Source organism: Neisseria gonorrhoeae, assembly GCF_013030075.1.
Taxonomy (GTDB): domain Bacteria; phylum Pseudomonadota; class Gammaproteobacteria; order Burkholderiales; family Neisseriaceae; genus Neisseria; species Neisseria gonorrhoeae.
The window spans coordinates 1,432,317-1,456,261 of the sequence record NZ_AP023069.1; the positions used below are offsets into that span (position 1 = coordinate 1,432,317).

General features: G+C 53.7%; 17 protein-coding genes and 3 pseudogenes. 2 read left to right on the forward strand and 18 right to left on the reverse strand.

The features are described from left to right. Window positions 1–46: 46 nt before the first annotated feature. Together HT085_RS07440 and HT085_RS07445 are read right to left on the reverse strand one after the other, a co-directional pair. The gene (locus HT085_RS07440; RefSeq protein WP_010358927.1) at window positions 47–1,201 is read right to left on the reverse strand and encodes an NnrS family protein; all 1,155 of its coding nucleotides are present in this window, start codon (window positions 1,199–1,201) and stop codon (window positions 47–49) included. A gap of 44 nt (window positions 1,202–1,245) precedes the next feature. Then, complete coding sequence (locus HT085_RS07445) at window positions 1,246–1,614, reverse strand: hemerythrin domain-containing protein (protein ID WP_003689404.1); 369 nt, start codon at window positions 1,612–1,614, stop codon at window positions 1,246–1,248. Window positions 1,615–1,787: 173 nt separating this feature from the next. On the opposite strand from HT085_RS07445, the gene HT085_RS07450 reads away from it, so the two are divergent. After that, window positions 1,788–2,231 carry an Rrf2 family transcriptional regulator gene (locus HT085_RS07450; RefSeq protein WP_003689406.1) on the forward strand — a complete coding sequence of 148 codons (444 nt, stop codon included), beginning with the start codon at window positions 1,788–1,790 and terminating at the stop codon, window positions 2,229–2,231. Between the two features lie 9 nt (window positions 2,232–2,240). Further along, window positions 2,241–2,369 carry a hypothetical protein gene (locus tag HT085_RS12065; protein ID WP_010358932.1) on the forward strand — a complete coding sequence of 43 codons (129 nt, stop codon included), beginning with the start codon at window positions 2,241–2,243 and terminating at the stop codon, window positions 2,367–2,369. Between the two features lie 23 nt (window positions 2,370–2,392). On the opposite strand, the gene HT085_RS07455 is transcribed toward HT085_RS12065, so the two are convergent. The 16 genes and pseudogenes from HT085_RS07455 to murD form a co-directional block, all read right to left on the reverse strand. Beyond that, entirely contained in the window at window positions 2,393–3,013 is a 621-nt protein-coding gene (locus HT085_RS07455) for an L-threonylcarbamoyladenylate synthase (protein ID WP_010358934.1), read from the reverse strand. Between the two features lie 110 nt (window positions 3,014–3,123). After that, on the reverse strand, window positions 3,124–4,323 hold the full coding sequence (locus HT085_RS07460) for an acetate kinase (protein WP_004465718.1): 1,200 nt from the start codon (window positions 4,321–4,323) through the stop codon (window positions 3,124–3,126). Window positions 4,324–4,634: 311 nt separating this feature from the next. Beyond that, a pseudogene (prpF, locus tag HT085_RS07465) lies at window positions 4,635–5,797 on the reverse strand (2-methylaconitate cis-trans isomerase PrpF). A gap of 549 nt (window positions 5,798–6,346) precedes the next feature. Beyond that, window positions 6,347–8,952, reverse strand: a pseudogene (acnD, locus tag HT085_RS07470) (Fe/S-dependent 2-methylisocitrate dehydratase AcnD). 76 nt (window positions 8,953–9,028) lie between these two features. Next, window positions 9,029–9,813: pseudogene (locus HT085_RS07475) on the reverse strand (TSUP family transporter). 151 nt (window positions 9,814–9,964) lie between these two features. Then, window positions 9,965–11,113, reverse strand: a complete 1,149-nt coding sequence (prpC, locus tag HT085_RS07480; RefSeq protein ID WP_003700328.1) for a bifunctional 2-methylcitrate synthase/citrate synthase — start codon at window positions 11,111–11,113, stop codon at window positions 9,965–9,967. Window positions 11,114–11,197: 84 nt separating this feature from the next. Beyond that, entirely contained in the window at window positions 11,198–12,073 is an 876-nt protein-coding gene (gene prpB / locus HT085_RS07485) for a methylisocitrate lyase (RefSeq protein WP_025456211.1), read from the reverse strand. A 619-nt stretch (window positions 12,074–12,692) separates the two neighbouring features. Beyond that, a complete protein-coding gene (locus tag HT085_RS07490; RefSeq protein ID WP_003689428.1) occupies window positions 12,693–14,003 on the reverse strand; it encodes an NCS2 family permease in 1,311 nt (436 codons plus the stop codon). 135 nt (window positions 14,004–14,138) lie between these two features. Continuing rightward, window positions 14,139–15,317, reverse strand: a complete 1,179-nt coding sequence (gene ftsZ / locus HT085_RS07495) for a cell division protein FtsZ (RefSeq protein WP_003689432.1) — start codon at window positions 15,315–15,317, stop codon at window positions 14,139–14,141. A gap of 118 nt (window positions 15,318–15,435) precedes the next feature. Next, window positions 15,436–16,680, reverse strand: a complete 1,245-nt coding sequence (gene ftsA / locus HT085_RS07500) for a cell division protein FtsA (protein WP_003689434.1) — start codon at window positions 16,678–16,680, stop codon at window positions 15,436–15,438. 85 nt (window positions 16,681–16,765) lie between these two features. After that, entirely contained in the window at window positions 16,766–17,494 is a 729-nt protein-coding gene (locus HT085_RS07505; RefSeq protein WP_003689436.1) for a cell division protein FtsQ/DivIB, read from the reverse strand. After that, window positions 17,484–18,398 (reverse strand): D-alanine--D-alanine ligase, encoded by a 915-nt coding sequence (locus HT085_RS07510; RefSeq protein WP_003689437.1) that lies wholly within the window; start codon window positions 18,396–18,398, stop codon window positions 17,484–17,486. The genes HT085_RS07505 and HT085_RS07510 overlap by 11 nt, the downstream gene beginning before the upstream one ends. Before the next feature lie 111 nt (window positions 18,399–18,509). Next, complete coding sequence (gene murC, locus HT085_RS07515; RefSeq protein ID WP_033908872.1) at window positions 18,510–19,919, reverse strand: UDP-N-acetylmuramate--L-alanine ligase; 1,410 nt, start codon at window positions 19,917–19,919, stop codon at window positions 18,510–18,512. Window positions 19,920–20,073: 154 nt separating this feature from the next. Then, entirely contained in the window at window positions 20,074–21,141 is a 1,068-nt protein-coding gene (murG, locus tag HT085_RS07520) for an undecaprenyldiphospho-muramoylpentapeptide beta-N-acetylglucosaminyltransferase (protein ID WP_003689443.1), read from the reverse strand. 3 nt (window positions 21,142–21,144) lie between these two features. Further along, entirely contained in the window at window positions 21,145–22,416 is a 1,272-nt protein-coding gene (locus HT085_RS07525; RefSeq protein ID WP_025455826.1) for an FtsW/RodA/SpoVE family cell cycle protein, read from the reverse strand. A gap of 178 nt (window positions 22,417–22,594) precedes the next feature. Then, window positions 22,595–23,932: a UDP-N-acetylmuramoyl-L-alanine--D-glutamate ligase gene (gene murD, locus HT085_RS07530; protein WP_003695534.1), complete on the reverse strand. Its 1,338-nt coding sequence runs from the start codon at window positions 23,930–23,932 to the stop codon at window positions 22,595–22,597. Window positions 23,933–23,945: the final 13 nt, after the last annotated feature.

The window sequence follows — 23,945 nt, forward strand, 5'->3', positions numbered from 1 at the left end:
TCTGAAAAGCAAACCGCCGCAGACCCGAAATCTGCGGCGGTTTTACTCAACCGGGCCTGCCGTCCGAACGCGGACGGATCAGCCACGGAATGTATTTCCACGCATACACCAGCAGCGCGAGTGCAAACAAAACCGAAGACGTGCGGATGCTGTGCGTGTAGGCAGTGCCGGAAGAAAATACGGCAACCATACGGACGGCGGTTGCCGCCATCATCAGCCAAAACGCAACGGGAACGGCTTTGGGCGGCGGATAAATCGAATTGCCCGTATGACCGAGCGCGGTACGCGCCATCATGCCCAAAGTCAGCACGCCGATACCGCCGACCCCGATCAGATGTACGCCCAGATTGAGGAAGGCAGGTTTGAAATAAGACGCGCCGACCGCAATCAGCCCCAATCCGGTAAACAGATAGCCGGCAAACAGAATCCACAGCATCGGTTCTTTCAATACGGGTTTATACCACCAGCGGTACACCTGTACGGTAAAAATCACGCCCGCCGCAAACGCGAAAGCCGCCGACAGCCAAGGCATCACGCCGTGCGCCATCAGTATGGCGGTCAGCATGGGTAGCCACAGCGAAGCCTGCGCCACCCATTTCGGACTGGGAATCTGCGGCACGTTCAACCGTTTGGACGTAAAAAACGAAATAATCCTCATCCCAATCAGGCCGATAAAGCCCGACACCATAACCAGGCCCGACTGCAATCCGCTCAAGAGTCCGCCTAGGTTGCCGTTGTGCAGCTGGACGTGGAACGCCGCATGCGTACCGCCCAGCACAAATATTGCGAATACGGCGACATAGTTGCGCCGGTTTTGCGAACGGATAACGGGCAAAGCCATGCACACCGCGCCGTACCAGAAAAACAGCGTACCGAGTATGCCGCTTGCCGCCGCACCCCAACCCGGGATAAAGGCGGCAATCCGCGCAGCCAGCCAAAAGGCGGTCAAGCCGACCAGAACGCCGCCCCTCGTGGGCGGCTGTCCCGTCCAAGTGGCGACGGCGGTCAGCAGGAAGGCGATGACGACGAGACCGGCATAACCCCAAATCATCTCATGCGCGTGCCAATAGAAACCGGACAGCTCGTGCGTTCCCGTGTAGCCGAAACCCCACAGCAATACGGACAATGCGCCGTACAGTGCCGCCAGTGAATAAAACGGGCGGAACGCCATTGCCCAGACGGGATGTTTGGTAAATTTCATGTGTGTTCCTTGTTTATCATTAATATATTTGCCGCAAAACGGAATCATGCCGGCAAAAACGGTTCGACGGCGGGAAACAGCTCGCGTTCTTCAAAGCGCGCGTGGTCGCGCAGGGTTGTGGCAAAAGCGGTATTCCACGCCGCGTTACCGCATTCGGGGCTTGCCATCATCTGCCGCAGTTTGGCGTGATCGCCTTCAAAACGGGTTTTCAACTCAGGCGCGACATTCTGCCAAATTGGGGCAAACTTGGCTTCTTCTTCGCGAAAATGGGTTTCCAGTTCGGCAAAATGCAGCTCGAGTTCGGCACGATGGTCTGCCCCGGGCGTCCGCAACATACGCACGCACAGGGAAAGCGAGTGGTGGTGTTCGCGCGAAAGCCCGACAAGGGCGGAATGTCGTTTCAACGGTTTCATAAATTTAGGTTACAATAACAAATTATCAAACGGTAGCGCGGATGTTTCAGACGGCATACCGCCGCAGACAGGCTACATTCTACCGCCCCGACGGACAGGGTTTCAACCATTAAGGTATTTTCCGTGAAACTTAAACCGTACCGATAAGAATAACGATCCATACCGAGAAAATCATGTATCTGACCCAACATACCGACTACGGGCTGCGCGTCCTCATCTACACCGCCGTCAACGACGACGCGCTGGTCAATATCGCCACCATCGCCTCGACCTACGGCATTTCCAAAAGCCATTTGATGAAAGTGGTTACCGCGCTGGTCAAAGGCGGGTTCTTGCACAGCGTACGCGGGAAAGGCGGCGGGCTGAGGCTGGCCGCGCCGCCCGAACGCATCAATATCGGCGCGGTCGTCCGCCACCTCGAACCGATGCAGCTGGTCGAGTGTATGGGCCCGAACAACGAATGCCTGATTACGCCGTCCTGCCGGCTGACGGGCATACTCGGCGGTGCAATGAAGTCGTTTTTCACGTATCTGGACGGTTTCACGCTGCAAGACCTGCTCAACAAGCCGACCTACGACCTGCTTTATGAATCGAAAATCCCGATTGCGGTGCGATAACGCATCAAAATGCCGCCCAAACCCGCGTTCGGACGGCATTTTGTTTGCCGTTTCAAACGGATATTCCGACCGGGCGCGATACGCGCCGGCATTTCGGGCTGCCGCCGGCAAGGCGCGCGATGCCGTCTGAACGGCTGATGCTTCAGACGGCATCGGTTTCCCTACAAACCGAACACCGCCGTATCGCCGAAACCCCGGCGCACCAGTTCCGTGCCGTCGGTCATGTCGATGACGGTAGTCGGATCGGTTCCGCACCAGCCGCCGTCAATTACCAAATCGACGGCGTGTTCCAAACGCTCGCGGATTTCATAAGGGTCGGTCAATGGTTCGCCGTCTTCGGGCAGCATCAGGGTGCAGCTTAAAAGCGGCCCGCCCAACTCCTCCAGCAGGGCTTGTGCAACGGCATTATCGGGAATACGCAGCCCGATGGTTTTGCGTTTCGGGTGCAGGGCGCGCGCCGGCGCATCCTTCGTCGCCTGCAAGATAAAGGTATAAGGCCCGGGCGTGGCGGCTTTAAGCTGACGAAACTGTACGTTGTCGATTTTGGCGTATGTGCCCAACTCGCTCAAATCGGCGCACATCAGGGTCAGGTGGTGTTTCAAATCGATTTTTCGGATGGAGAGTATGCGTTCCATCGCCGCCTTATCGCCGAGTTTGCAACCCAAGGCGTAACAGGAATCGGTCGGATAAACCACCACGCCGCCTTGATTGATGATTTCGACTGCCTGCTTGATGAGGCGTTCTTGGGGATTGTCGGGATGAACGGCGAAAAATTGTGCCATAGTTTGTTTCCTTATCGTCATGTTTTCCGTATTGTACGCCCAAACGCCAAACAAAATGCCGTCTGAAAACCTTTCAGACGGCATTTTTGCGGACTCGCCCCCTTTTTTGGCTACAAGATGCCGGCAAGTTCGGCAGTGTCGCAGGCAATCATCAGTTCTTCATTGGTCGGGACGACCAAAACAGCCGGAGAAGAATCGGTCGGGCTGATAATGCCCGAATTGCCGTAGCGTTTTTCCATATTGGCTTTGGTGTCGATGTGCAAACCCAAGAAATCAAGATAGGAAACGGTTTTGGCACGGATATTACGCGAGTTTTCGCCGATACCGCCGGTGAACACGAGTGCGTCAACACTGCCGCAGGCCACAGCCATCGAAGCGATGTATTTGGCGAGGCGGCAGGTCATGACTTCGAGGGCGAGGCGCGCGCCTTCGCGGCCTTCGTCGGCGGCGATTTCGAGGGTGCGGCAGTCGTTGGGAAGTTCGGAAATACCGGGGAAACCTGATTTTTCGTTCAGCATTTCATCAACTTGGGCAACATCCATCCCTGCGTGGAAAGTCGGATAGCTGTATACGCCCGGATCGGTGTCGCCGCAACGTGTACCCATTACCAAACCTTCGATCGGCGTGAAACCCATACCGGTATCGACGGATTTGCCGTTTTTGACGGCGGTAATAGATGCGCCGTTGCCTAAGTGGGCAATAATCATGCGGATGTCTTCCAGAGGTTTGCCCAAGATGCGTGCGGCTTCAGGGGCGACGTAACGCATACCGGTACCGTGGAAACCGTAGCGGCGGAAGGCGTATTTTTTGCGCAATTCGCGCGGCACGGCATAAGTGTAGGCCCGCTCCGGCATGGTTTGGTGGAACGAGGTGTCCATCACGCCGACGTTGGGCAGGCCGGGAAAGTGTTCCTGCGCGGCGAGGATGCCGCTAATGTTGGCGGGGTTGTGCAGCGGGGCGAACGGGATGCAGGCTTTCAGTTCGTCAAGGACGTCTTGGTCGATGAGGACGGACTCGTGATATTTTTCGCCGCCGTGGGCGATGCGGCGGCCGATGGCTTTGATGCGGTCGTGCAGTCCGTGTTTTTCCAGTTCGTTCAACAGCATACCCACCGCGCCGGCGTGGCAGTTGCGGCCGCTCAGGGGAACTTGGCGTTTGTTGCCGTCTTTGTTGAAGGTAATGACGGCTTCGGGCGTAGTCAGGCGTTCCCCGAGGCAGCTTAGGACGACGCTGCCGCTTTTGCGGTCGATAACGGCGCCTTTGAGCGATGAACTGACGCAGTTCAGGACAAGAATGAGTTGGTCGGACATGATGTTTCTCCTTGTAGTTTGTGGTTGTTTTTTTGGTGCGGGGCCGTCTGAAAAAGGATGGGCGTTGGGCGGAGTGTGTTTCAGACGGCCTCTTTGGGCAAAGCGTATGCCGTATTTCCTAGCGTCATTCCCACGCAGGCGGGAATCCATATTTGCTCACACGCAGGCTCTGATAAAAATCAGGAAACAGAATATCGGCTGCGGATTCCCGCCTGCGTGGGAATGACGGCGGTGAGGTTATTCGGCTTTATGGTAATCCTTAATCAAATGCCGTCTGAAACAGCGGACAGCAATGTGCGTCCTACATGATTTCAAAAACAATCATCGGGAACGCGCACCCAACCTTCCATAATCACGCGTGCGCTGCGGCTCATGACCGCTTTGGCGGCCGTCCATTGTCCGTCCTGACATTCGGCGGCAGCACCGACACGCAGCGTACCTGACGGATGCCCGAAGCGCACTTCTTTACGCGTTCCGCCGCCTGCGGCAAGGTTGACCAGCGTACCGAGCACGGCGGCGGCGATGGCGACCGAGGCGATGCCCATCATAGCGTGGTGCAGTTTGCCCATGCTCAGGGCGCGTACCGGCAAATCGATGTCGGCGGCGTTTACGGTTTTGCCGCTGGAGGCGGTGTAATCGGCGGCGGGCGCGACGAAGGCGGGTTTCGGCGTGCGCGCGCGGGCGGCGGCTTCGGATACGTCGCTGATCAAACCCATTTTCAGCGCGCCATATGCGCGGATGGTTTCAAATTTTTCCAGCGCGGCGGCATCGTTGTTGATGTCGTCCTGCAACTCTTTGCCCGTGTAGCCCAAGTCGGCGGCGTTCAGGAAAACGGTCGGAATGCCCGCGTTGATGAGCGTGGCTTTCAGACGACCTATATTCGGCACATCAATTTCGTCGACCAAATTGCCGGTTGGGAACATACTGCCTTCGCCGTCGGCTGGATCTAAAAATTCGATTTGTACTTCGGCTGCCGGAAAATTACGCCGTCAAGCTCGAAATCGCCTGTTTCCAACACTGCTCCGTTTTGCATCGGCACATGGGCAATAATGGTTTTGCCGATGTTTTTCTGCCAGATTTTGACCGTGCAGATGCCGTCTGAAGGGATTTTGGATTTATCGACCAAGCCCTGTTCGATGGCGAATGTGCCCACGGCGGCGGTAAGGTTGCCGCAGTTGCCGCTCCAATCGACAAATGGTTTGTCGATGGAAACTTGTCCGAACAAGTAATCGACATCGTGATCGGCGCGTTCGGATTTGTCCGAAATCACAGCTTTGCTGGTGGACGAACTGGCGTTGCCCAAACCGTCAATCTGTTTGCCGTAAGGGTCGGGGCTGCCGAGTACGCGCAAGAGGATTTTGTCGCGTGCCCCGCCTGCTTCCTGCGCAGCTGCCGGCAGATCGGTGCGTTTGAAGAAAATGCCTTTAGATGTACCGCCGCGGTAGTAAACGGCGGGGATTTTGATTTGCGGCATTTTAGGGTTCTCCTTATGTAGCGTGGGCTCTGCCCACGATTTTTATAGTGGATTAATTTAAACCGGTACGGGTTGCCCCGCCCCGGCTCAAAGGGAACGGTTCCCTAAGGCGCCCAAGCACCGGGCGAACCGGTTCCGTACCATTTGTACTGCCTGCGGCCCGCCGCCTTGTCCTGATCTTTGTTAATCCGCTATACCATGTCAATTCAGCCTTTATTTCGTGGGCAAAGCCCACGCTACACCCACTTTCCAGAAGTACATTAGGCTACCACTCCGACCAAAGCCGTTTGATTCCGCAAACTGTCGGGGTTCGCCCCAATCTACGGCTGCTGTGTTGTGATACGGTAGATTATTAAACCCCGTCATTCCCGCGTAGGCGGAAATCCAGATTTATCCGCACAGAAACTCATCGGATAAAAAGGTTTCCTCAATTCCACTTTCTGGATTCCCGCCTGCGCGGGAATGACGATTTACAGTAAATGCCTGCCATATCGGGAATTACGTGAATGAGAACCCGACCCACGCTACGTCTTGCTTTTCAGACGAACTCTAAGCCGCGTTCCCTTCCAAAAAGTCCTGTGCAAACCGTTGCAACACGCCGCCGGCTTCATATACCAATACTTCTTCTGCAGTATCGGGGCGGCAGGTAACCGGAACTTCGACGGTTTCTCCGTTTTTACGGTGAATCACGAGGGTCAGGCCGCAGCGCGGTGTGCGTTCGCCGACAACGTCGTAGGTTTCCGTACCGTCCAGTTGCAGGGTATGGCGGTTGGTGCCGGGTTTGAATTGCAGCGGCAAGACGCCCATGCCGATGAGGTTGGTGCGGTGGATGCGCTCGAAACCTTCGGCGGCGATGGCTTCCACACCCGCCAGCCGCACGCCCTTCGCCGCCCGGTCGCGGCTTGAGCCTTGACCATAGTCCGCACCGGCAATGATGATAAGCGGCTGTTTGCGGTTCATATAGGTTTCGATGGCTTCCCACATGCGCATGGTTTGGCCTTCTGGTTCAACGCGTGCCAACGAACCTTGGCGTACGCTGCCGTCTTCGTTTCTCACCATTTCGTTAAACAGTTTCGGATTGGCGAAGGTTGCGCGTTGGGCGGTCAAGTGGTCGCCGCGGTGGGTTGCGTAAGAGTTGAAGTCTTCTTCAGGCAAACCCATTTTCGCCAAATATTCGCCTGCGGCACTGCCGGCCAAAATCGCATTGGATGGCGAGATGTGGTCGGTGGTGATGTTGTCGGGCAAAATCGCCGGCGGACGCATACCTCTTAATGTACGTTCCCCTGCCAGTGCGCCTTCCCAATAGGGCGGACGGCGGATGTAGGTGGACATCGGTCGCCAGTCGTACAGCGGGCTTGGTGCTTTTTGCGCTGTGCCGGTGTCGGACATCGGGATATAAATGTCGCGGAATTGTTGCGGTTTCACATATTCGGCAACCATGGCATCGATTTCTTCGTCTGTCGGCCAGATATCTTTCAGGCGGATTTCGCGGCCGTCTGCAACGCCGAGTACGTCGTTTTCAATATCGAAACGGATGCTACCTGCCAATGCGTAGGCAACGACCAAAGGAGGCGAAGCGAGGAAAGCCTGTTTCGCATACGGATGGATACGGCCGTCGAAGTTGCGGTTGCCTGACAATACGGCGGTGGCGTACAAATCGCGGTCGATGATTTCTTGTTGGATTTTCGGGTCGAGCGCGCCGCTCATGCCGTTACAGGTGGTACATGCGAAGGCGACGATACCGAAGCCGAGTTTTTCCATTTCGGGCAACAAGCCTGCTTCTTTCAAATAGATTCCGGCTACTTTTGAACCCGGGGCAAACGAAGATTTCACCCAAGGTTTGCGTTTCAAGCCGAGGCGGTTGGCATTGCGTGCCAACAGTGCGGCGGCGACAACGTTGCGCGGGTTGGAAGTATTGGTACACGAAGTAATCGCGGCAATAATCACTGCACCGTCAGGCATTTGGCCGTCTGAAGGCTCTTCGTAAGGCTTCGCCAGCCCTTTCGCCGCCAAATCGGCGGTGGCAAAACGCGCGTGCGGGTTGCTCGGGCCTGCCATATTGCGCGTTACGCTGCTCAAATCAAATTTCAAAACGCGCGGATAAACGGCGGTTTTCAAGCCACCTGCCCATAAGCCTGCGGTTTTGGCGTAGGTTTCCACCAATTTCACCTGCGCGTCGTCACGTCCGGTCAGTTTCAAATAATCAATAGTTTGCGCGTCGATGGCGAACATGGCGGCAGTCGCGCCGAACTCCGGCGTCATGTTGGAAATGGTCGCGCGGTCGCCGATAGACAGGCTTCTCGCGCCCTCGCCGAAAAATTCGACAAACGCCCCGACCACGCGCTCTTTACGCAAGAATTCGGTGAGTGCCAACACGATGTCTGTGGCAGTAATGCCCGCCTGCCGTTTGCCCGTCAGCTCCACGCCGACAATATCGGGCAGGCGCATCATGGACGCGCGTCCCAGCATCACGGTTTCCGCTTCCAAACCGCCCACGCCACGGAAATCACGCCCAGCGCATCAACGTGCGGCGTATGCGAGTCCGTGCCGACGCAGGTATCGGGGAAAGCCACGCCGTTTTTGACTTGGACGACGGGCGACATTTTTTCCAGATTGATTTGGTGCATGATGCCGTTGCCCGCCGGAATCACGTCCACATTTTCAAATGCGGTTTTTGTCCAGTTGATGAAGTGGAAACGGTCTTCGTTACGTCTGTCTTCGATTTCGCGGTTTTTGCGGAAGGCATCAGGATCGTAACCGCCGCACTCCACCGCCAAAGAGTGGTCGACGATAAGCTGCGTCTGCACCACCGGATTCACTTTGGCAGGATCGCCGCCTTTTTCGGCAATCGCATCGCGCAAGCCTGCCAAATCCACCAGCGCGGTCTGCCCCAGAATATCGTGGCACACCACCCGCGCGGGATACCACGGAAAATCGATTTCCTGCTTCCCTTCTATCAACTGGCCCAGCCAGCTTTGCAGCATCGGCAAATCGACTTTGTCCGCGCGGTTGACCAAGTTCTCAGACAAAATGCGGCTCGTGTACGGCAGCTTGTCGTAAGAGCCGGGTTTGATGTCCTCACACGCCGCACGCGCGTCGTAGTATTCCAAATCCGTACCGGGCAGCGGTTTGCGGTAACTTTGGTTGGCAGTCATGTCGGTTCTCCTGTGGATCTATTTTTCTTGTGGTTTGGGTTTCAGCCGATGTTTTGAAGGAGTCGTCTGAAAGGGTTTAAAACATCGAAACAATCATCTGATACAGCGGATTTCTCTCGTCTATCAACAATTTCACAGCCATCGAAATGCTGATGACAATCAGCAGCGGCTTAATCAGCTTCGAACCGAAGCGGACGGCAAATCTCGCACCTAAATTCGCACCGACAAACGCACCGACCGCCATCGTTGCCACAATCGGGAAAATAATCGAACCGTGCAGCAGGAATACCGATAGCGAACCAAGATTGCAAGCAACGTTCGCCAATTTGGTGTAAGACATCGCGTTCAACAGCTTGCAGCCGAGCAAAACAATAAAGGCAATCAGAAAAAATGAGCCGACACCCGGTCCGAACACACCGTCGTAAAAACCCAAAAGCGGTGCAACCGTCAGCCCGAATAGAAAAAAAGACATTCTGGCTTTGCCTTCCTTACTGCCGTCGAGCTTGGGCGAAAACACAAAATACAGCGCGATAAATATCAACAAAACCGGCACGACCGCCAGCAAAATATCTTTGGAAACCAAGCTGACCGATAATGCACCGACCACGCCGCCTGCAAACGATGCTGCGGCAATCGGGAGACCTTTCTTCCAATCAAACCTTTGCGTGCAAAAGAAACCGTAGCCGAAAACGTAGCAGCGGCTGCTTGCAGCTTGTTGGTGGCAATTGCCGACACGGGAGGAATACCTGCCAACAAGAGTGCAGGCAGCGTAATCAAACCACCCCCGCCCGCAATCGCATCGATAAATCCGGCGATCATCGCAACCAAACCCAAAGCGAGTATTATGTATAAATCTTCCATGTTTCTTATCCTGTTACTTGCGCCAATACAGGATTATCTTCTCCTATTAGATTAAACTTATTTCAGACAACCTTTCCAATAAGGCAAGGTCGTCTGAAATCCTCAGCTTTGCATACCGAAATAAAGAACAAACTGCTATTGCATTCTTCAATTATCGTTCTTCAATCTCCACAAACGCCAAATCTTCAGGGCCGGCGTAGTTTGCGCTCGGACGGATGATTTTGCCGTCTTTGCGCTGTTCGAGGACGTGTGCGCTCCAACCGGTTGTACGGGAAATCACGAACAGCGGTGTGAACATAGCGGTCGGTACGCCCAATTTTTGGTAGGAAACGGCAGAGAACCAGTCCAGATTCGGGAACATTTTTTTCTCTTCCCACATCACGCTCTCCAAGCGTTCGGCGATGTCGAAGAGGCGCATGTCGCCCGCTTCCCGGCTCAAACCGCGCGCCACTTCTTTAATCACGACGTTGCGCGGGTCGGAAATGGTGTAAACCGGATGACCGAAACCGATCACGATTTCTTTGCGGCCGATGCGTTCGCGGATGTCGGCTTCGTCGGCGTTGCGGTAGCGTTTTTGGATGTCGTAGGCGACTTCGTTCGCACCGCCGTGTTTCGGACCTTTAAGCGCGCCGATGGCGCCGGTGATGCAGGAATACATATCCGAACCCGTACCGGCAATCACGCGGGCAGTAAAAGTGGAGGCGTTGAACTCGTGTTCGGCATACAGAATCAGTGAAACATGCATGGCTTTGATGTGTGATTCGCTTGGGCGTTTGCCGTGCAACAGGTGCAGGAAATGACCGCCGACGGTCTCTTCGTCGCTTTCAACTTCAATACGTTTGCCGTTGTGCGAATATTGATACCAGTAGAGCAGGATGCTGCCGAGGCTGGCGATCAGTTTGTCGGCGATGTCGCGCGCTTCGCTGTCGGGATGGCTTTCGCGTTCGGGATGAACGCAGCCCAGCATGGATACGCCGGTACGCATCACGTCCATCGGATGGGTATGTGCAGGCAGGCTTTCCAAAACTTTAATCACACGGATAGGCAGGCCGCGCATGGATTTGAGCTTGGTTTTATAAGCGGCCAGCTCGAATTTGTTGGGCAGATGGCCGTGAATCAGCAAGTGTGCGACTTCTTCAAACTCGCATTTTTGTGCCAAATTTAGAATGTCGTAACCGCGATGGCTCAAATCGTTACCGGTACGGCCAACGGTACACAAAGCGGTATTACCGGCCGCAACACCTGAAAGCGCAACGGATTTTTTAGGTTTGAAGGTCGGGGTTTGAGTAGTTTCAGTCATGGTATTTCTCCTTTGTATTTTTATGGGTTTTATTTTTCAGACGGTCGATGCGGATTTGTTGAAAGGCCGTCTGAAAGCGGTAAATCATTTTTGAAACAATTTATCCAGTTTTTGATCGAAGGCATGATAGTTCAGATGCTCGTACAGCTCGGCACGGGTTTGCATACTGTCCACCACCGCCGCCTGAGTGCCATCGCGCATAATCGCTTCGTAAGCATTCAAAGCGGCTTTGCTTGCTGCGCGGAATGATGACAACGGATACAGCACCAGTGACACGCCGTTTTCAGCCAACTCGCTTTGCGTATAAAGCGGTGTAGCACCAAACTCGGTAATGTTGGCCAATACTGGTACTTTCACTGCATCTGCAAATTGACGGTACATTTTCAAATCGGTCATGGCTTCAGGGAAAATCATGTCCGCACCGGCTTCGACACAAGCCTGAGCGCGTTCGATAGCGGCATCCAAACCTTCTACCGCCAGCGCATCGGTACGCGCCATAATCACGAAGTTCTCATCAACGCGCGCATCTACGGCAGCTTTGATGCGGTCGACCATTTCATCTTTGGAAACGATGGCTTTGTTCCGACGGTGGCCGCAGCGTTTTTGCGCTACCTGATCTTCGATGTGAACCGCTGCAACACCGGCGCGTTCAAAGTTGCGAATGGTACGGGCAATATTGAATGCACCGCCCCAACCCACATCGATGTCCACCAGCAGAGGCGTATCCACGTTGTCCGTAATGCGTCGTGCGTCGATCAGCACATCTTCCATTGTGGTAATGCCCAAATCAGGGATACCGCAAGAACAGGCTGCCACGCCGCCGCCGGACAGATAGATGGTTTTGAAACCGCTTTGGGTGGCCAATCGTGCAAAATAAGCATTGACGCAACCGGCGACGGCAAGCGGATTCGATTCTTTCACAGCTTGGCGGAAACGTGCTCCGGCAGAGTGTTGACTCATCATATTTCTCCTTTATAGACTTTTTTCAGTATGGACAGGCTTCCATCACATTCGGACGGCAAAACACAGCCATCCGACGCGTCGGGCATCCCAATCATTAAAAATATATGGGAAAAATTATCTTATTGATATTTAAAACGAATCAAAGAAAAACAGCAGACCGTTCGGAATTATGCGGCAAAACCGCAGACAAGAAGAAAACAAGGGGATTATTCAGAAAAGGGAAAAACATCTGAATTGGTTTCATAGTAATGTTCCTTTGTAGTATTATGTAGTTTTATTTTTCGGTAATCTAAAACACAAGACTGGAATGTCAAACATTTTTAAGGAGACTAATTACATAATTTTATTATTTTATTTTAACATTATGATTAATATAAATTAATTTTAACTTATTTGTTTCCGATAAAATTAATAGGAAATTTAGAAAAATTTTCAATAATCAAAATCCTGAAAAATTATAAAATATTTTATATATAAAACAATGAATTATTTTCAAGTAATCCGATGTAGTTTATTATCTATTTGATTTTTATATTATTTATTTAAAATTAAATATATCTGGCAAACAAAATGCCGTCTGAAAACCTTTCAGACGGCATTTTTAATATCGAATCAATCAGCCCAAATACCAGAATTTCAATGCCCACAATACGGCAACAACCCATACCATAGGCGGCACGTCCCCAGTCCGGCGACACAAAAGTTTGACCACGGCATAGCTGATGAAGCCGAAGGCGATGCCGTCTGCAATCGAATAGGTAAACGGCATGAAGACAATGGTCAGGAACGCGGGCGCGGCTTCAGTCATATCGTCCCAATCAATGTCCCTCGCACTGCGGAGCATCTGCGTGCCGACATAAAGCAGTGCGGGCGCGGTGGCAAATACCGGAACACTTTTCGCCAATGGGGAGAACATCAGACACGCCAGCATCAATACGCCGACGGTAACCGCCGTCAGGCCGGTCCGTCCGCCTGCCGATACGCCCGCCGCGCTTTCCACATAAGGCGTGGTTGAAGAAGTACCCAAAGCCGCACCTGCCACAATGGCGGTAGAGTCTGCAAGCAGTGCGCGTTTCAGGCGGGGCAGCTTACCGTCCACCAGCAGTCCGGCACGGTGGGATACGCCGACCAGCGTTCCGGTACTGTCAAACAAATCGACCAAGAAGAAGACGAAAATCACGCTGACCATGCTGACGGTAAACAGACCTTTAAAATCCATCTGCATAAAGGTCGGCGCAATGCCCGGTACTTCGCCGACCACGCCGTGAAACTCGTTCAAACCCATCAGGCTGGCAATGACGGTAATCGTCAGAATGGTGATGATGATTGCGCCTTGAACGCGGAAATACCCCAATACGACCACCATGACAAAACCGAACAATGCCAACAGTGCGCTGGGCTGATGAATATCGCCCAAGCCGACCAAGGTTGCCGGATTGGCAACGATAATGCCTGCGCCTTTCAGGGAAATCAGTGCCAAAAACAAACCGATACCGGCGGCAATCGACATTTTCAAACCCATAGGCAGTGCGTTGACCAGCATTTCCCTGACTTTAAAAAAGCTGAACAGGATGAAAATCAGACCGGAAATGAACACCGCACCCAACGCCACCTGCCAAGGCACGCCCATACCCTTAACGACGGCAAAGGTGAAATAGGCATTCAGCCCCATCCCCGGGGCAAGCGCAATCGGATAGTTGCCGATAAAACCCATGACAAAACAGCCGATGGCGGATGCGATACAGGTGGCGACGAATACCGCCCCCATATCCATTCCGGTCTCGCCCAAAATCAGGGGATTGACGATAACGATGTAGCACATCGTCAAAAAGGTCGTCAAACCCGCCATCAACTCGGTACGTACCGTCGTACCGTTTGCCTTCAGGTTAAAAACCCTATCCAGCAATGTTTGTTTTGAAATATCCATATCTAGCAGTCCGTTTCAAGTAAAAAATCTGAACCCGCACACCGCAAACCGCACAGGATTCGGCATATTGAAAAATATACCTCCCAAATCGGGAAAACCGGTTCGGGAGGCAATAAGTTTACGGCAGACGGCACATTATTTGTCTGAATTGTGTTGACGACGCAAAATTGCAGGAATTTCAAAATCGTCAAGGACAGACTGGTTATCGAAATCCGCTGCTGTCAGATTCATGGTGCGGATACCGCGATTGGTGCGGATCATACCTTCGACATTGTGGCTTTGCTCCTGTTTGGACGGGGCAACCGCTTCTACTTCCCTTGCCGGAGTAGGATCGACCGCTCCTTTTTCTTTCAGACCGGTAGCGATAATGGTAATCCGGATGGCATCTTCGCTCATGGTCTCGTCTTCAGCGGCACCGAATTTGCATTCCAAATCGGGATGCGCGCTTTGGTTGACGATTTTCATGACTTCAGACAACTCGGACATTTTCAGGCAACCCGGAGCAGTCGTAATATTGACCAGCACACCGCGTGCACCATCCAAAGTTACATCGTCCAGCAACGGACTGGAAATGGCCTGGTCGGTCGCCATACGCGCACGGTCGATACCTTGGGCATAACCCGAACCCATCATAGCGATACCGCGGTTGCTCATCACGGTTTTCACGTCGGCAAAGTCGAGGTTGATGATTTCGCTCGGGCAAGTTACCACTTCGGAAATGCCTGCGACCGCATCGCGCAATACATTGTCCGCCGCGCGGAAGGCTTCGCGCATAGTTACGTCTTCACCCAATGCGGTCATCAGTTTGTCGTTCGGGATGATAATCAGCGAATCGACGTATTCTTTCAACTGTTCCAACCCTGCCTGTGCCACATGGACGCGTTTGCCTTCATAAGAAAACGGACGGGTAACTACGGCAACGGTCAGAATGCCCAAAGACTTGGCAATCTCAGCAACAACCGGCGCGGAACCGGTACCGGTACCGCCGCCCATACCGGTCGTGATAAACAGCATATTCGCACCGCGAATGGCTTCTTCAATGGCCTCCCGATCTTCCTGTGCTGCCGCACGGCCGATATCGGGATTCGCACCCGCGCCCAAACCGCGTGTCAGATTCGTACCCAACTGGATTCTCTTCGCCGCATGGTTTTTTGCCAAAGACTGCGCATCTGTATTGGCACTGATAAACTCCACACTGCGCACATTGTTGGCAACCATGTTATTGATTGCATTGCAACCGCCGCCGCCCAAGCCGATTACTTTAATTACCGCAGGGCTGACTGCCGATTCTGCCACGTCGTAAACAAATTCCATTCAAAAACTCCTGATCGCCCCGTTCAGAGGACGGTTTAAATAAATTATTATTTATTATATAAGAAGTATCTTACTGCTGGCAAAATACTTCTCACCTGTCAAACGGCAATCCAACTGTTCAGAGGTTGTTTTCAATCCACCGCTTCAATCTTGCCAACAAACCGCCGCCCCCTTCTCTCTCTTGCACTGTACCGTTTTCCGGTTGCGGCAAGTTTCCTTCCAGCTTGCATGCTGCATGAAGCAGCCCGATAGCGGTAGAAAAGCGCGGTGTGCGGACACGGTCGGACAAACCGCCCATTTCTTGGGGCGCACCGGTGCGTACAGGCAAATCGAAGATTTTTTCGGCAAATTCCACAATCCCGGTCATCATGGACACACCGCCGGTCAGAACGATACCCGCATTCAGCACTTCTTTGGGGAAACCCGATTTTTGCAGTTCGCCCAGCACTACGCCAAAAATCTCCTGAATACGTGCGCTGATGATTGCTGCCAAAACCTTACTGGAAACCTGACGCGATGTCCGGTCACCCACGCCCGGAACTTCAATCATCTCGCCCAAGCCTTCCGTATCGCATGATGCCACGCCATAATGGATTTTAATGTACTCGGCGGCATCGAGAGGTGTTCTCAACGATTTGGACAAATCTTTGGTAATCAGATTACCACCGGCCGGAATGACGGACGTATGGCGGATGGCGCCGTTCATATAAACGGCAATATCGGTCGTTCCGCCACCAATGTCGATGACGCATACGCCGAGGTCTTTTTCATCTTCAGTCAGCACCGCCTGCCCGCTTGCCAACGGTTGAAGCATGATCTGATCGCTTTTCAAGCCGCACAGCTCGATACATTTTTGGACATTCTGCACTGCCGTACTTGCACCGGTAATGATGTGCACCCGCGTATCCAGACGCACACCGCTCATACCGATGGGCTCCCTTACACCAAGTTGGGTGTCGATAATGTAGTCTTGAACCACGGCATCGAGAATTTTTTGATCGGGCGGGATATTGATTGCCTTTGCCGTTTCAATGGCGCGGTCGATGTCTGCCTGTGTTACTTCTCCGTCTTTGATTTTAACCACACCTTGCGAATTAAGGCTGCGGATGTGGTTGCCTGCGATACCTGTGGTAACGTGGGTAATTTTGGTATCCGCCATCAGCTCGGCATCATTGACCGCCTGCCTGATGGCTTGGACGGTGGCATCGATATTGGTTACCATGCCCGCGCGCAAGCCCCGTGAAGGAGCCTGCCCCAAACCGATGATGTTGATTTTGTCGTCATCTTGAACTTCCCCGATCAGTGCGAGGACTTTAGACGTACCGATATCCAGTACGCTGATGTATCTTTTCTGCTGTTCCATTGTTCGTCTGCCCTTAAAACTGATTGAAATTTGCGTCGCACCGTTTCAGACGGCACGGCCGTAATATGTCCGATACCTGTTCCCACTATTCTTCGGATTCTTTTTCGGGTAAACCGTCGGGAGCATGGCGGACTGAAAATCCGTCCTTATACCTCATATCCACATAGGATAACCGATTTTTATTCTTACGCAACAGATGCTGCCACGCTTCGGTAAAAAGCCGGAGGCGTTTCATCTCGTTTTCCCGTCCGAGCCTGACGGTGATGCCGTTGTCCAAAACGACATTCCACGCCGAACGTGCCGTATAGGTCATCTCTTTGATGCCCAAACCCTGTTTTGCCAAAACAGTCGAAAATTCGTCATAACGGCGGAGCATTTCGGCAGACGTTCCTTCCGCGCCTCTGAATACCGGCATTCCGGGTCTGTCCAAGCGGGCTTCAAAAACATTGCCTTCGCCGTCCACCAAGGCATGGTCGCCCCAACGTGCAACCGGCTTGCGCTCGGTCAGGACGACCTCAACCGTATCGGGAAAACGGCGGCGCACCATGACCGACGCAATCCACGGATACCGGCGGTAGGCTTCCTGTGCGCCATTGATGTCCGTCCTCAAAATATTCCCATGGATGTATTCTTTCGCCAAACTGCCCAATGCCTTCTTATCGGAATAAACCAGGTTGCCCTTCAGCGACACCTGCTTGACGGGCAGATGATTCGAATTGTAAAACCAAACCAGCCCGGACGCAGCAAGCAGCATCGCCATCATGACAAGCAGCCAGCGCGTCAGCCGTTCCATCGCTTCGGCATTATCCCACATGTGCGGCCTTCAAAATTTCAATACATAAATCGGCAAAACCCACGCCCGTAACGGCAGCGGATTTCGGTACTAAACTATGGCCGGTCATACCGGGCAGGGTGTTGATTTCCAACAGATAGAGTTTGCCGTCGGTATCTTTGAGGAAATCGACGCGCACGCAGCCTTCCGCACCGATTGCCTGTGCGCCGCGAACCGCCAGTTCGCGCATCAGGCTTTCTTCGGCTTCGGTCAAATCTTCCGAAGGACATTGATAAATGGTGTCGTCTCGGTTGTACTTGGCTTCGTAGTCGTAAAACTCGGTTGCGGGGATGATGTGTATGCCGGGCAGCCCTTTGCCGTTCAGGACGGGGCAGGAATATTCGCCGCCGCCGATAAAACGTTCGGCAATGATTTCGCCCTGAAGGTGTTTCAATTCTTCGTAAACGCTTTTCAGACGGCCTTTTTCTTTGACTTTTACCACGCCGACGCTGCTGCCTTCGGCCGCCGGCTTCACAAACATCGGCAGACCCAATTTTTCTTCGACGGCATCGAAATCGGTATCATCGTACAGTACGGCGAACTCGGGAACGGGTAATCCCAATGCCTGCCAAATCAGTTTGCAGCGGTATTTGTCCATGCCGATGGCGGAGGCGGCGACACCGCTGCCGGTATAGGGAATGCCCAACAGTTCCAATGCACCCTGAACAGCCCCGTCTTCGCCGTAAGTACCGTGAAGGATGTTGAATGCCGTCTGAAAGCCCCGCTCCTTCAGTTCGGATAACGGCGTTTCCTTAGGGTCGAAGGCGTATGCGTCTATGCCTTTGCTTTTTAAGGCGTTCAAAATGGCGGTACCGCTGTCCAGCGAGATTTCTCGTTCGCTGGAAAAACCACCCATCAATACGGCCACTTTGCCAAAATTCTGCATTGTTTTTGTTCTTTCCTAATTGCTTTATGCTTGTTGTCAGAGGTCGTCTGAAACCTGATTGCGGTTTCAGACGACCTTTATATGATGTTCCGTCTGTCAGGCGGGTGTATCTCAAATCTGTTTCGACAATTCCAACAGCGCGGAGGGAACGCGGTTGATGCTTCCCGCACCCATATTCAACACAACATCGCCATCCTGTAAAACATTCATCAGCATTTGCGGCAGGTCGGCGACGTTTTCGCAGTAAATCGGCTCAAGTTTGCCCAATACGCGGATAGCACGCGCCAAGGCGCGGGAGTCGGCGGCGGCAACCGGCTCTTCGCCGGCGGCATAAACTTCGGTCAGTACCAGCGCATCAACGGTATTGAGTACTTTGGTAAAGTCTTCAAACAAATCGCGCGTGCGGGTATAGCGGTGCGGCTGGAAGGCGAGTACCAAACGTTTTTCCGGATACGCGCCGCGTGCAGCGGCAAGGGTTGCCGCCATTTCGACGGGGTGGTGTCCGTAATCGTCCACCAGCAAAGCGGTCCCGCCGTTTGGCAACTTGATGTCGCCGTATTTTTGGAAGCGGCGGCCGACGCCTTCAAAGCCGAGCAAGCCTTTTTGGATCGCTTCAACCGATGCGCCGACTTCCAGCGCCACGCCGATGGCTGCCAATGCGTTCAGCACGTTGTGTCTGCCGGGCATATTCAGCACGACTTCAAACGACCCCTGCTCATGTCCTTTCATTTGAACATGGACGGTGAATTTCATTTGCGCGCCGACGTTTTCGATGTCGGTGGCGTAGATGTCGGCGGTATCGTCCAAACCGTAAGTAGCATAAGGTTTGCTCACTTTGGGCAAAATCGCGCGGACGTGTTCGCTGTCAACACACAAAAAGGCTTTGCCGTAGAAGGGCATACGGTGGATGAAATCGATAAACGCCTGATGCAGTTTTTCGACGCTGTGCCCGTAGGTATCCATATGGTCTTCGTCGATATTGGTAACGACGGACATAATCGGGGTCAGATGTAGGAAAGAGGCATCGGATTCGTCGGCTTCGGCAACGATGTATTCGCCTTTGCCCAAGCGGGCGTTGGTGCCTGCGGCGTTGAGTTTGCCGCCGATAACGAAAGTGGGGTCGAGTCCTGCCGCGCCGAGGATGGAGGCGGTCAGGCTGGTGGTCGTGGTTTTGCCGTGCGTACCGGCAATGGCGATGCCGTCACGGAAGCGCATCAGCTCTGCCAGCATCAAGGCGCGCGGAATAACGGGAATTTGCCGCTCCAACGCAGCGACAACTTCGGGATTTTCTTTCTTGACGGCGGTAGAGGCAACGACGACATCCGCACCGTTAACGTGTTCTGCGGTATGGCCGGGATAAACTTGAATGCCCAGGCTGCTCAAATGCTCGGTAGCGGCATTTCGCGCCTGATCCGAACCGGAAACTTTAAAGCCCAAATTGTGCAAGACTTCGGCGATACCGCTCATGCCGACGCCGCCGATACCGACAAAATGGATGTTGCTTACTCGATTTTTCATCATAATGTTGCGTTCCGGTTGGTTTTTAGTGCGTAAAGGCGTTATTTTAAAGGTCTGACCGTTTGCGCACCATAGTTTTCTGACAAATATATAGCGGATTGAAATAAAAAACATCCATGCCGTCTGAACGGCTTTTCAGACGGCATGGTTCGGCAGTTTACGCCGCACACGCAATCGCGGCTTCGGCAACGTCATCCGCGCTGTGCGGCAATGCCAACGTACGGGCGTTTTCCGCCCATTTGAGGCATTTTTCGCGGTTGAGGCTGCCGAGGATTTCGGCGAGTTTTTCCGCCGTCAACTGGGTTTGCGGCAACAGCAGCCCCGCTTCTGCCTGCACCATGAAACGCGCGTTGGCGGTTTGATGGTCATCAACGGCGTGAGGATACGGCACTAACAACGCGCCCAGCCCCGCCGCCGTCAACTCGGCAATCGTCAGCGCGCCGGCACGGCAAATCACCAAATCGGCATCACGGTAGGCGGACACCATGTCGGTAATAAATTCCACGCATTCCGCTTTCACGCCCAACGCGTCATAATCCGCCTGAAGATTGCCCAGCTTGTTACGCCCCGACTGGTGGTACATCTGCGGGCGCACCTCTTCAGGCAGCAGTGCCAACGCCTGCGGTACGGTTTTGTTCAAAACGTCCGCACCCAAACTGCCGCCGACCACCAAAATTTTCAGACGGCCTTCGCGCCCTTGGAAGCGTTCGGCAGGCACGGGCAGGTTGCTAATATCGGCGCGGACGGGGTTGCCGACCAAACCGCCTTCGTGGCTGAACGCTTTCGGAAAAGCGTACAACACCCGTTTCGCCCAGCGCGACAGGTGGCGGTTGGACAAGCCTGCCACGGCGTTTTGCTCGTGAATCACAATCGGCACGCCCAAGAGTTTCGCCGCCAGACCGCCGGGAAAGGTAACAAAACCGCCGAAGCCGATGACGCACTCGACACGGTGTTTGCGGATAATCCGCTGCGCTTCGCGGACGGTTTTGTACAGAGTAAACGGAAGCATCAGCTTGCGTTTGATGCCGTTGCCGCGTATTCCTTTAATCGCCAGCGTTTCCAAGCGTATGCCGTATTGCGGCACGATGCGCTCTTCCATCGAATCCTTGCTGCCCAGCCAAATTACATGATGACCGCGCACGCGCAATGAATCCGCCACAGCCAGAGCTGGGAAAATGTGTCCGCCCGTTCCGCCCGCCATCAGCATAAAGGTTTTACCGCCCATGATTTACTCCACCCGGTAACCGCGCATTTTCCGGCGGTTTTCATAATCGATACGCAACAGCAGCATCATGCTGATCAGCATGAAAAAGACTGACGAACCGCCATAGGACATCAACGGCAGCGTCAGACCTTTGGTCGGCAAAGCACCGATGTTCACACCGATATTGAAGAAACTTTGGATACCGATCCAAATGCCGATACCCGAAGCGATATAGGCGTTGAAAGTCAAACCCAAATCGCGCGACTGCTTGCCGATGGAAAACGCCCGCACCACCAGCCAGCCGTAACAGAATATCAGCACGCACATCCCGAAGAAGCCGAATTCTTCAGCGATGATGGCAAAAATAAAATCGGTATGCGCTTCCGGCAGAAAGCCGCGTTTGCTCAAACTCGCACCCAAACCCATACCGAACCACTCTCCGCGCCCGATTGCCATCAGAGAGTGGGTAAGCTGGTAGCCGGCACCCTGCGGGTCTTTCCACGGGTCCAAAAATGCCACTACCCGCTGCACACGGTAGGGAGCGGCGGTAATCATCAGCACCATCCCACCCAAGACGCTGCCTACCAGGACAAAAAAATATTTCCACGGCAATCCTGCCAGAAACAGCATTCCAACGGTAATGACGGTAATGACGACAAACGAACCGAAATCCGGCTGTACCATTATCAGCACCAAACCGAACGCCACCAGCATAATCGGCAGGATGATCGCCCGGAAACGGCCGTACATTTCTAATGTTTCACGACGTGCCTGCGGATTGGTGGCGGACATAATCAGGTTGGCCGTCCCCCGCCAAATCGACTGCCAACCCAAACTTTCCATGCTGCGCAACACTTCTTCACGGCGCGTGAACAGGCTTGCCAAATAAAGGATGACTGCCAGCTTGAACAGCTCGGTCGGCTGGAAATTCAACGGACCCAAAGGTATCCAACGGGTCGCGCCATTGATTTCGCGCCCGGCAATCAATACGGCTACCAGCAACAGGCCGGATAAGGCAAAAATCCACGGCACAAGCCGCCGCCATGTCCTCATCCTGCAAAGAAACCATAAAAAACCGCTCGCTATAAGGCCGGCAACGACGAACCCCGCCTGCCTGGTCAAATAGAAAAACTGATCGCCGCCTTCCTTCGATGCCAAATACACAGAAGCCGAATAAATCATCAGCAGGCCGAACGCCGTCATCAGCACCACCATCCACAAAAGCGGCGCGTCGAATTTCCTGCCGTCGCGCACAATCGGCCTGTCGAGCAGCAGAGTGTGGACACCGTCGCCCACTTTTACCAATACTTCCGAAATCTTCAAAAAACCACCTGCCAGTCTGTTTGCACCTGCCGCAAAGGGCAAAAATTTCAGACGGCAGACAATGCCGTCCGAACATACGATACATCCCAAATCGGTATTCTAAATCTTTACTTGCCGCCCAACAATGACGGCGTTTGTGTTTCGGACGGCATCACAAAGCCTTAAACGCTTCGATAAACACTTCCGAACGGTGCGCGTAGCCTTTAAACATATCGAAACTCGCGCAGGCGGGGCTGAGCAAGACAATATCGCCCGCTTCGGCTTGGGCGTATGCCGTCTGAACCGCCTCTTCCAAAGTGACGCAGTCGGTCAGGTTCAAGCCGCAGCCGTCCAAATCGCGGCGGATTTGCGGCGCATCGACGCCGATCAGGAACACGCCTTTTGCCTTATCTTTCAACGCGTCGCGCAGGGGCGTGAAGTCCTGCCCTTTGCCCATGCCGCCCAAAATCACGAAGAGCGGGTTTTGCAAACCGGCAATCGCGGCGGCGGTCGCGCCGACATTCGTGCCTTTGCTGTCGTCGATGAATACCACGCCGTTTTTCTCGCCGATTTTTTCCACACGGTGCGGCAAGCCTTGGAAGGTTTTGACGTGTTCCAGCAATGCTTCGCGCGGCAAACCGACGGCCTCGCACAAAGCCACGGCAGCCATAACGTTGGCGGCGTTGTGCAAACCTTGCAGCGGGATGTCTTGCGTAGAAATCAAATCTTCATTGCCTTGTTTTAAACAGCCCGTCCCGCGTTCCAACCAAAAATCGGCTTCGTGTTCCAAGGAAAACCGTTTCACTTCACGCCCTGCCCGTTTCATGGCGCGGCAGAACACGTCGTCCGCATTCAAAACCTGCACTCCATCGCCACGGAAAATCTTGGCTTTGGTATGCGCGTAGTCGAGCAAATCGTCGTAGCGGTCGAGATGGTCTTCGGAAATGTTCATCACCGTCGCCGCAGTCGGGCGCAGGCTTTCGGTGTTTTCCAGTTGGAAGCTGGAAAGCTCCAACACCCACACGTCCGCCTTTTTGCCTTCGCGCTGCAATTCTGCCTCCAAAACCGGCGTACCGATATTGCCCGCAATGACGGTATCCAGCCCGCACTTGATGCAGAGATAGCCGACCAGGCTCGTTACCGTGGTTTTGCCGTTGCTGCCGGTAATCGCAATCACCTTGTCGCCGCGGCGGTTCACAATGTCCGCCAGCAATTCGATGTCGCCTAGCACGCGCCCGCCGTTTTGCTTGAACGCCTCGATATCCGGCTGCCGCTCGCTGATGCCGGGACTGAGCGCCAGAATATCGAAACCGTTGTCCAACGCATCTTTCAGACGACCCGTGTAAAACACCAGCCCGTCAAACATCTTACCGATTTGCGCCACGCGCTCGGCTTTCAGCTCCGCATCATAAGCGGCAACCTCCGCGCCGTTTTTGCGCAGATAGGCAATCATGGAAATACCCGTGCCGCCAAGTCCGGCGACGAGGATTTTTTTGTTTTGGAAAGTCATTTTGGTTTTGTCC

Coding starts and splice junctions, on each gene's coding strand:
- HT085_RS07440 (WP_010358927.1), bottom strand. CDS start 1,201: ATGAAATTTACCAAACATCCCGTCTGGGCAATGGCGTTCCGCCCGTTT.
- HT085_RS07445 (WP_003689404.1), bottom strand. CDS start 1,614: ATGAAACCGTTGAAACGACATTCCGCCCTTGTCGGGCTTTCGCGCGAA.
- HT085_RS07450 (WP_003689406.1), top strand. CDS start 1,788: ATGTATCTGACCCAACATACCGACTACGGGCTGCGCGTCCTCATCTAC.
- HT085_RS12065 (WP_010358932.1), top strand. CDS start 2,241: ATGCCGCCCAAACCCGCGTTCGGACGGCATTTTGTTTGCCGTTTCAAA.
- HT085_RS07455 (WP_010358934.1), bottom strand. CDS start 3,013: ATGGCACAATTTTTCGCCGTTCATCCCGACAATCCCCAAGAACGCCTC.
- HT085_RS07460 (WP_004465718.1), bottom strand. CDS start 4,323: ATGTCCGACCAACTCATTCTTGTCCTGAACTGCGTCAGTTCATCGCTC.
- prpC (WP_003700328.1), bottom strand. CDS start 11,113: ATGACTGAAACTACTCAAACCCCGACCTTCAAACCTAAAAAATCCGTT.
- prpB (WP_025456211.1), bottom strand. CDS start 12,073: ATGAGTCAACACTCTGCCGGAGCACGTTTCCGCCAAGCTGTGAAAGAA.
- HT085_RS07490 (WP_003689428.1), bottom strand. CDS start 14,003: ATGGATATTTCAAAACAAACATTGCTGGATAGGGTTTTTAACCTGAAG.
- ftsZ (WP_003689432.1), bottom strand. CDS start 15,317: ATGGAATTTGTTTACGACGTGGCAGAATCGGCAGTCAGCCCTGCGGTA.
- ftsA (WP_003689434.1), bottom strand. CDS start 16,680: ATGGAACAGCAGAAAAGATACATCAGCGTACTGGATATCGGTACGTCT.
- HT085_RS07505 (WP_003689436.1), bottom strand. CDS start 17,494: ATGTGGGATAATGCCGAAGCGATGGAACGGCTGACGCGCTGGCTGCTT.
- HT085_RS07510 (WP_003689437.1), bottom strand. CDS start 18,398: ATGCAGAATTTTGGCAAAGTGGCCGTATTGATGGGTGGTTTTTCCAGC.
- murC (WP_033908872.1), bottom strand. CDS start 19,919: ATGATGAAAAATCGAGTAAGCAACATCCATTTTGTCGGTATCGGCGGC.
- murG (WP_003689443.1), bottom strand. CDS start 21,141: ATGGGCGGTAAAACCTTTATGCTGATGGCGGGCGGAACGGGCGGACAC.
- murD (WP_003695534.1), bottom strand. CDS start 23,932: ATGACTTTCCAAAACAAAAAAATCCTCGTCGCCGGACTTGGCGGCACG.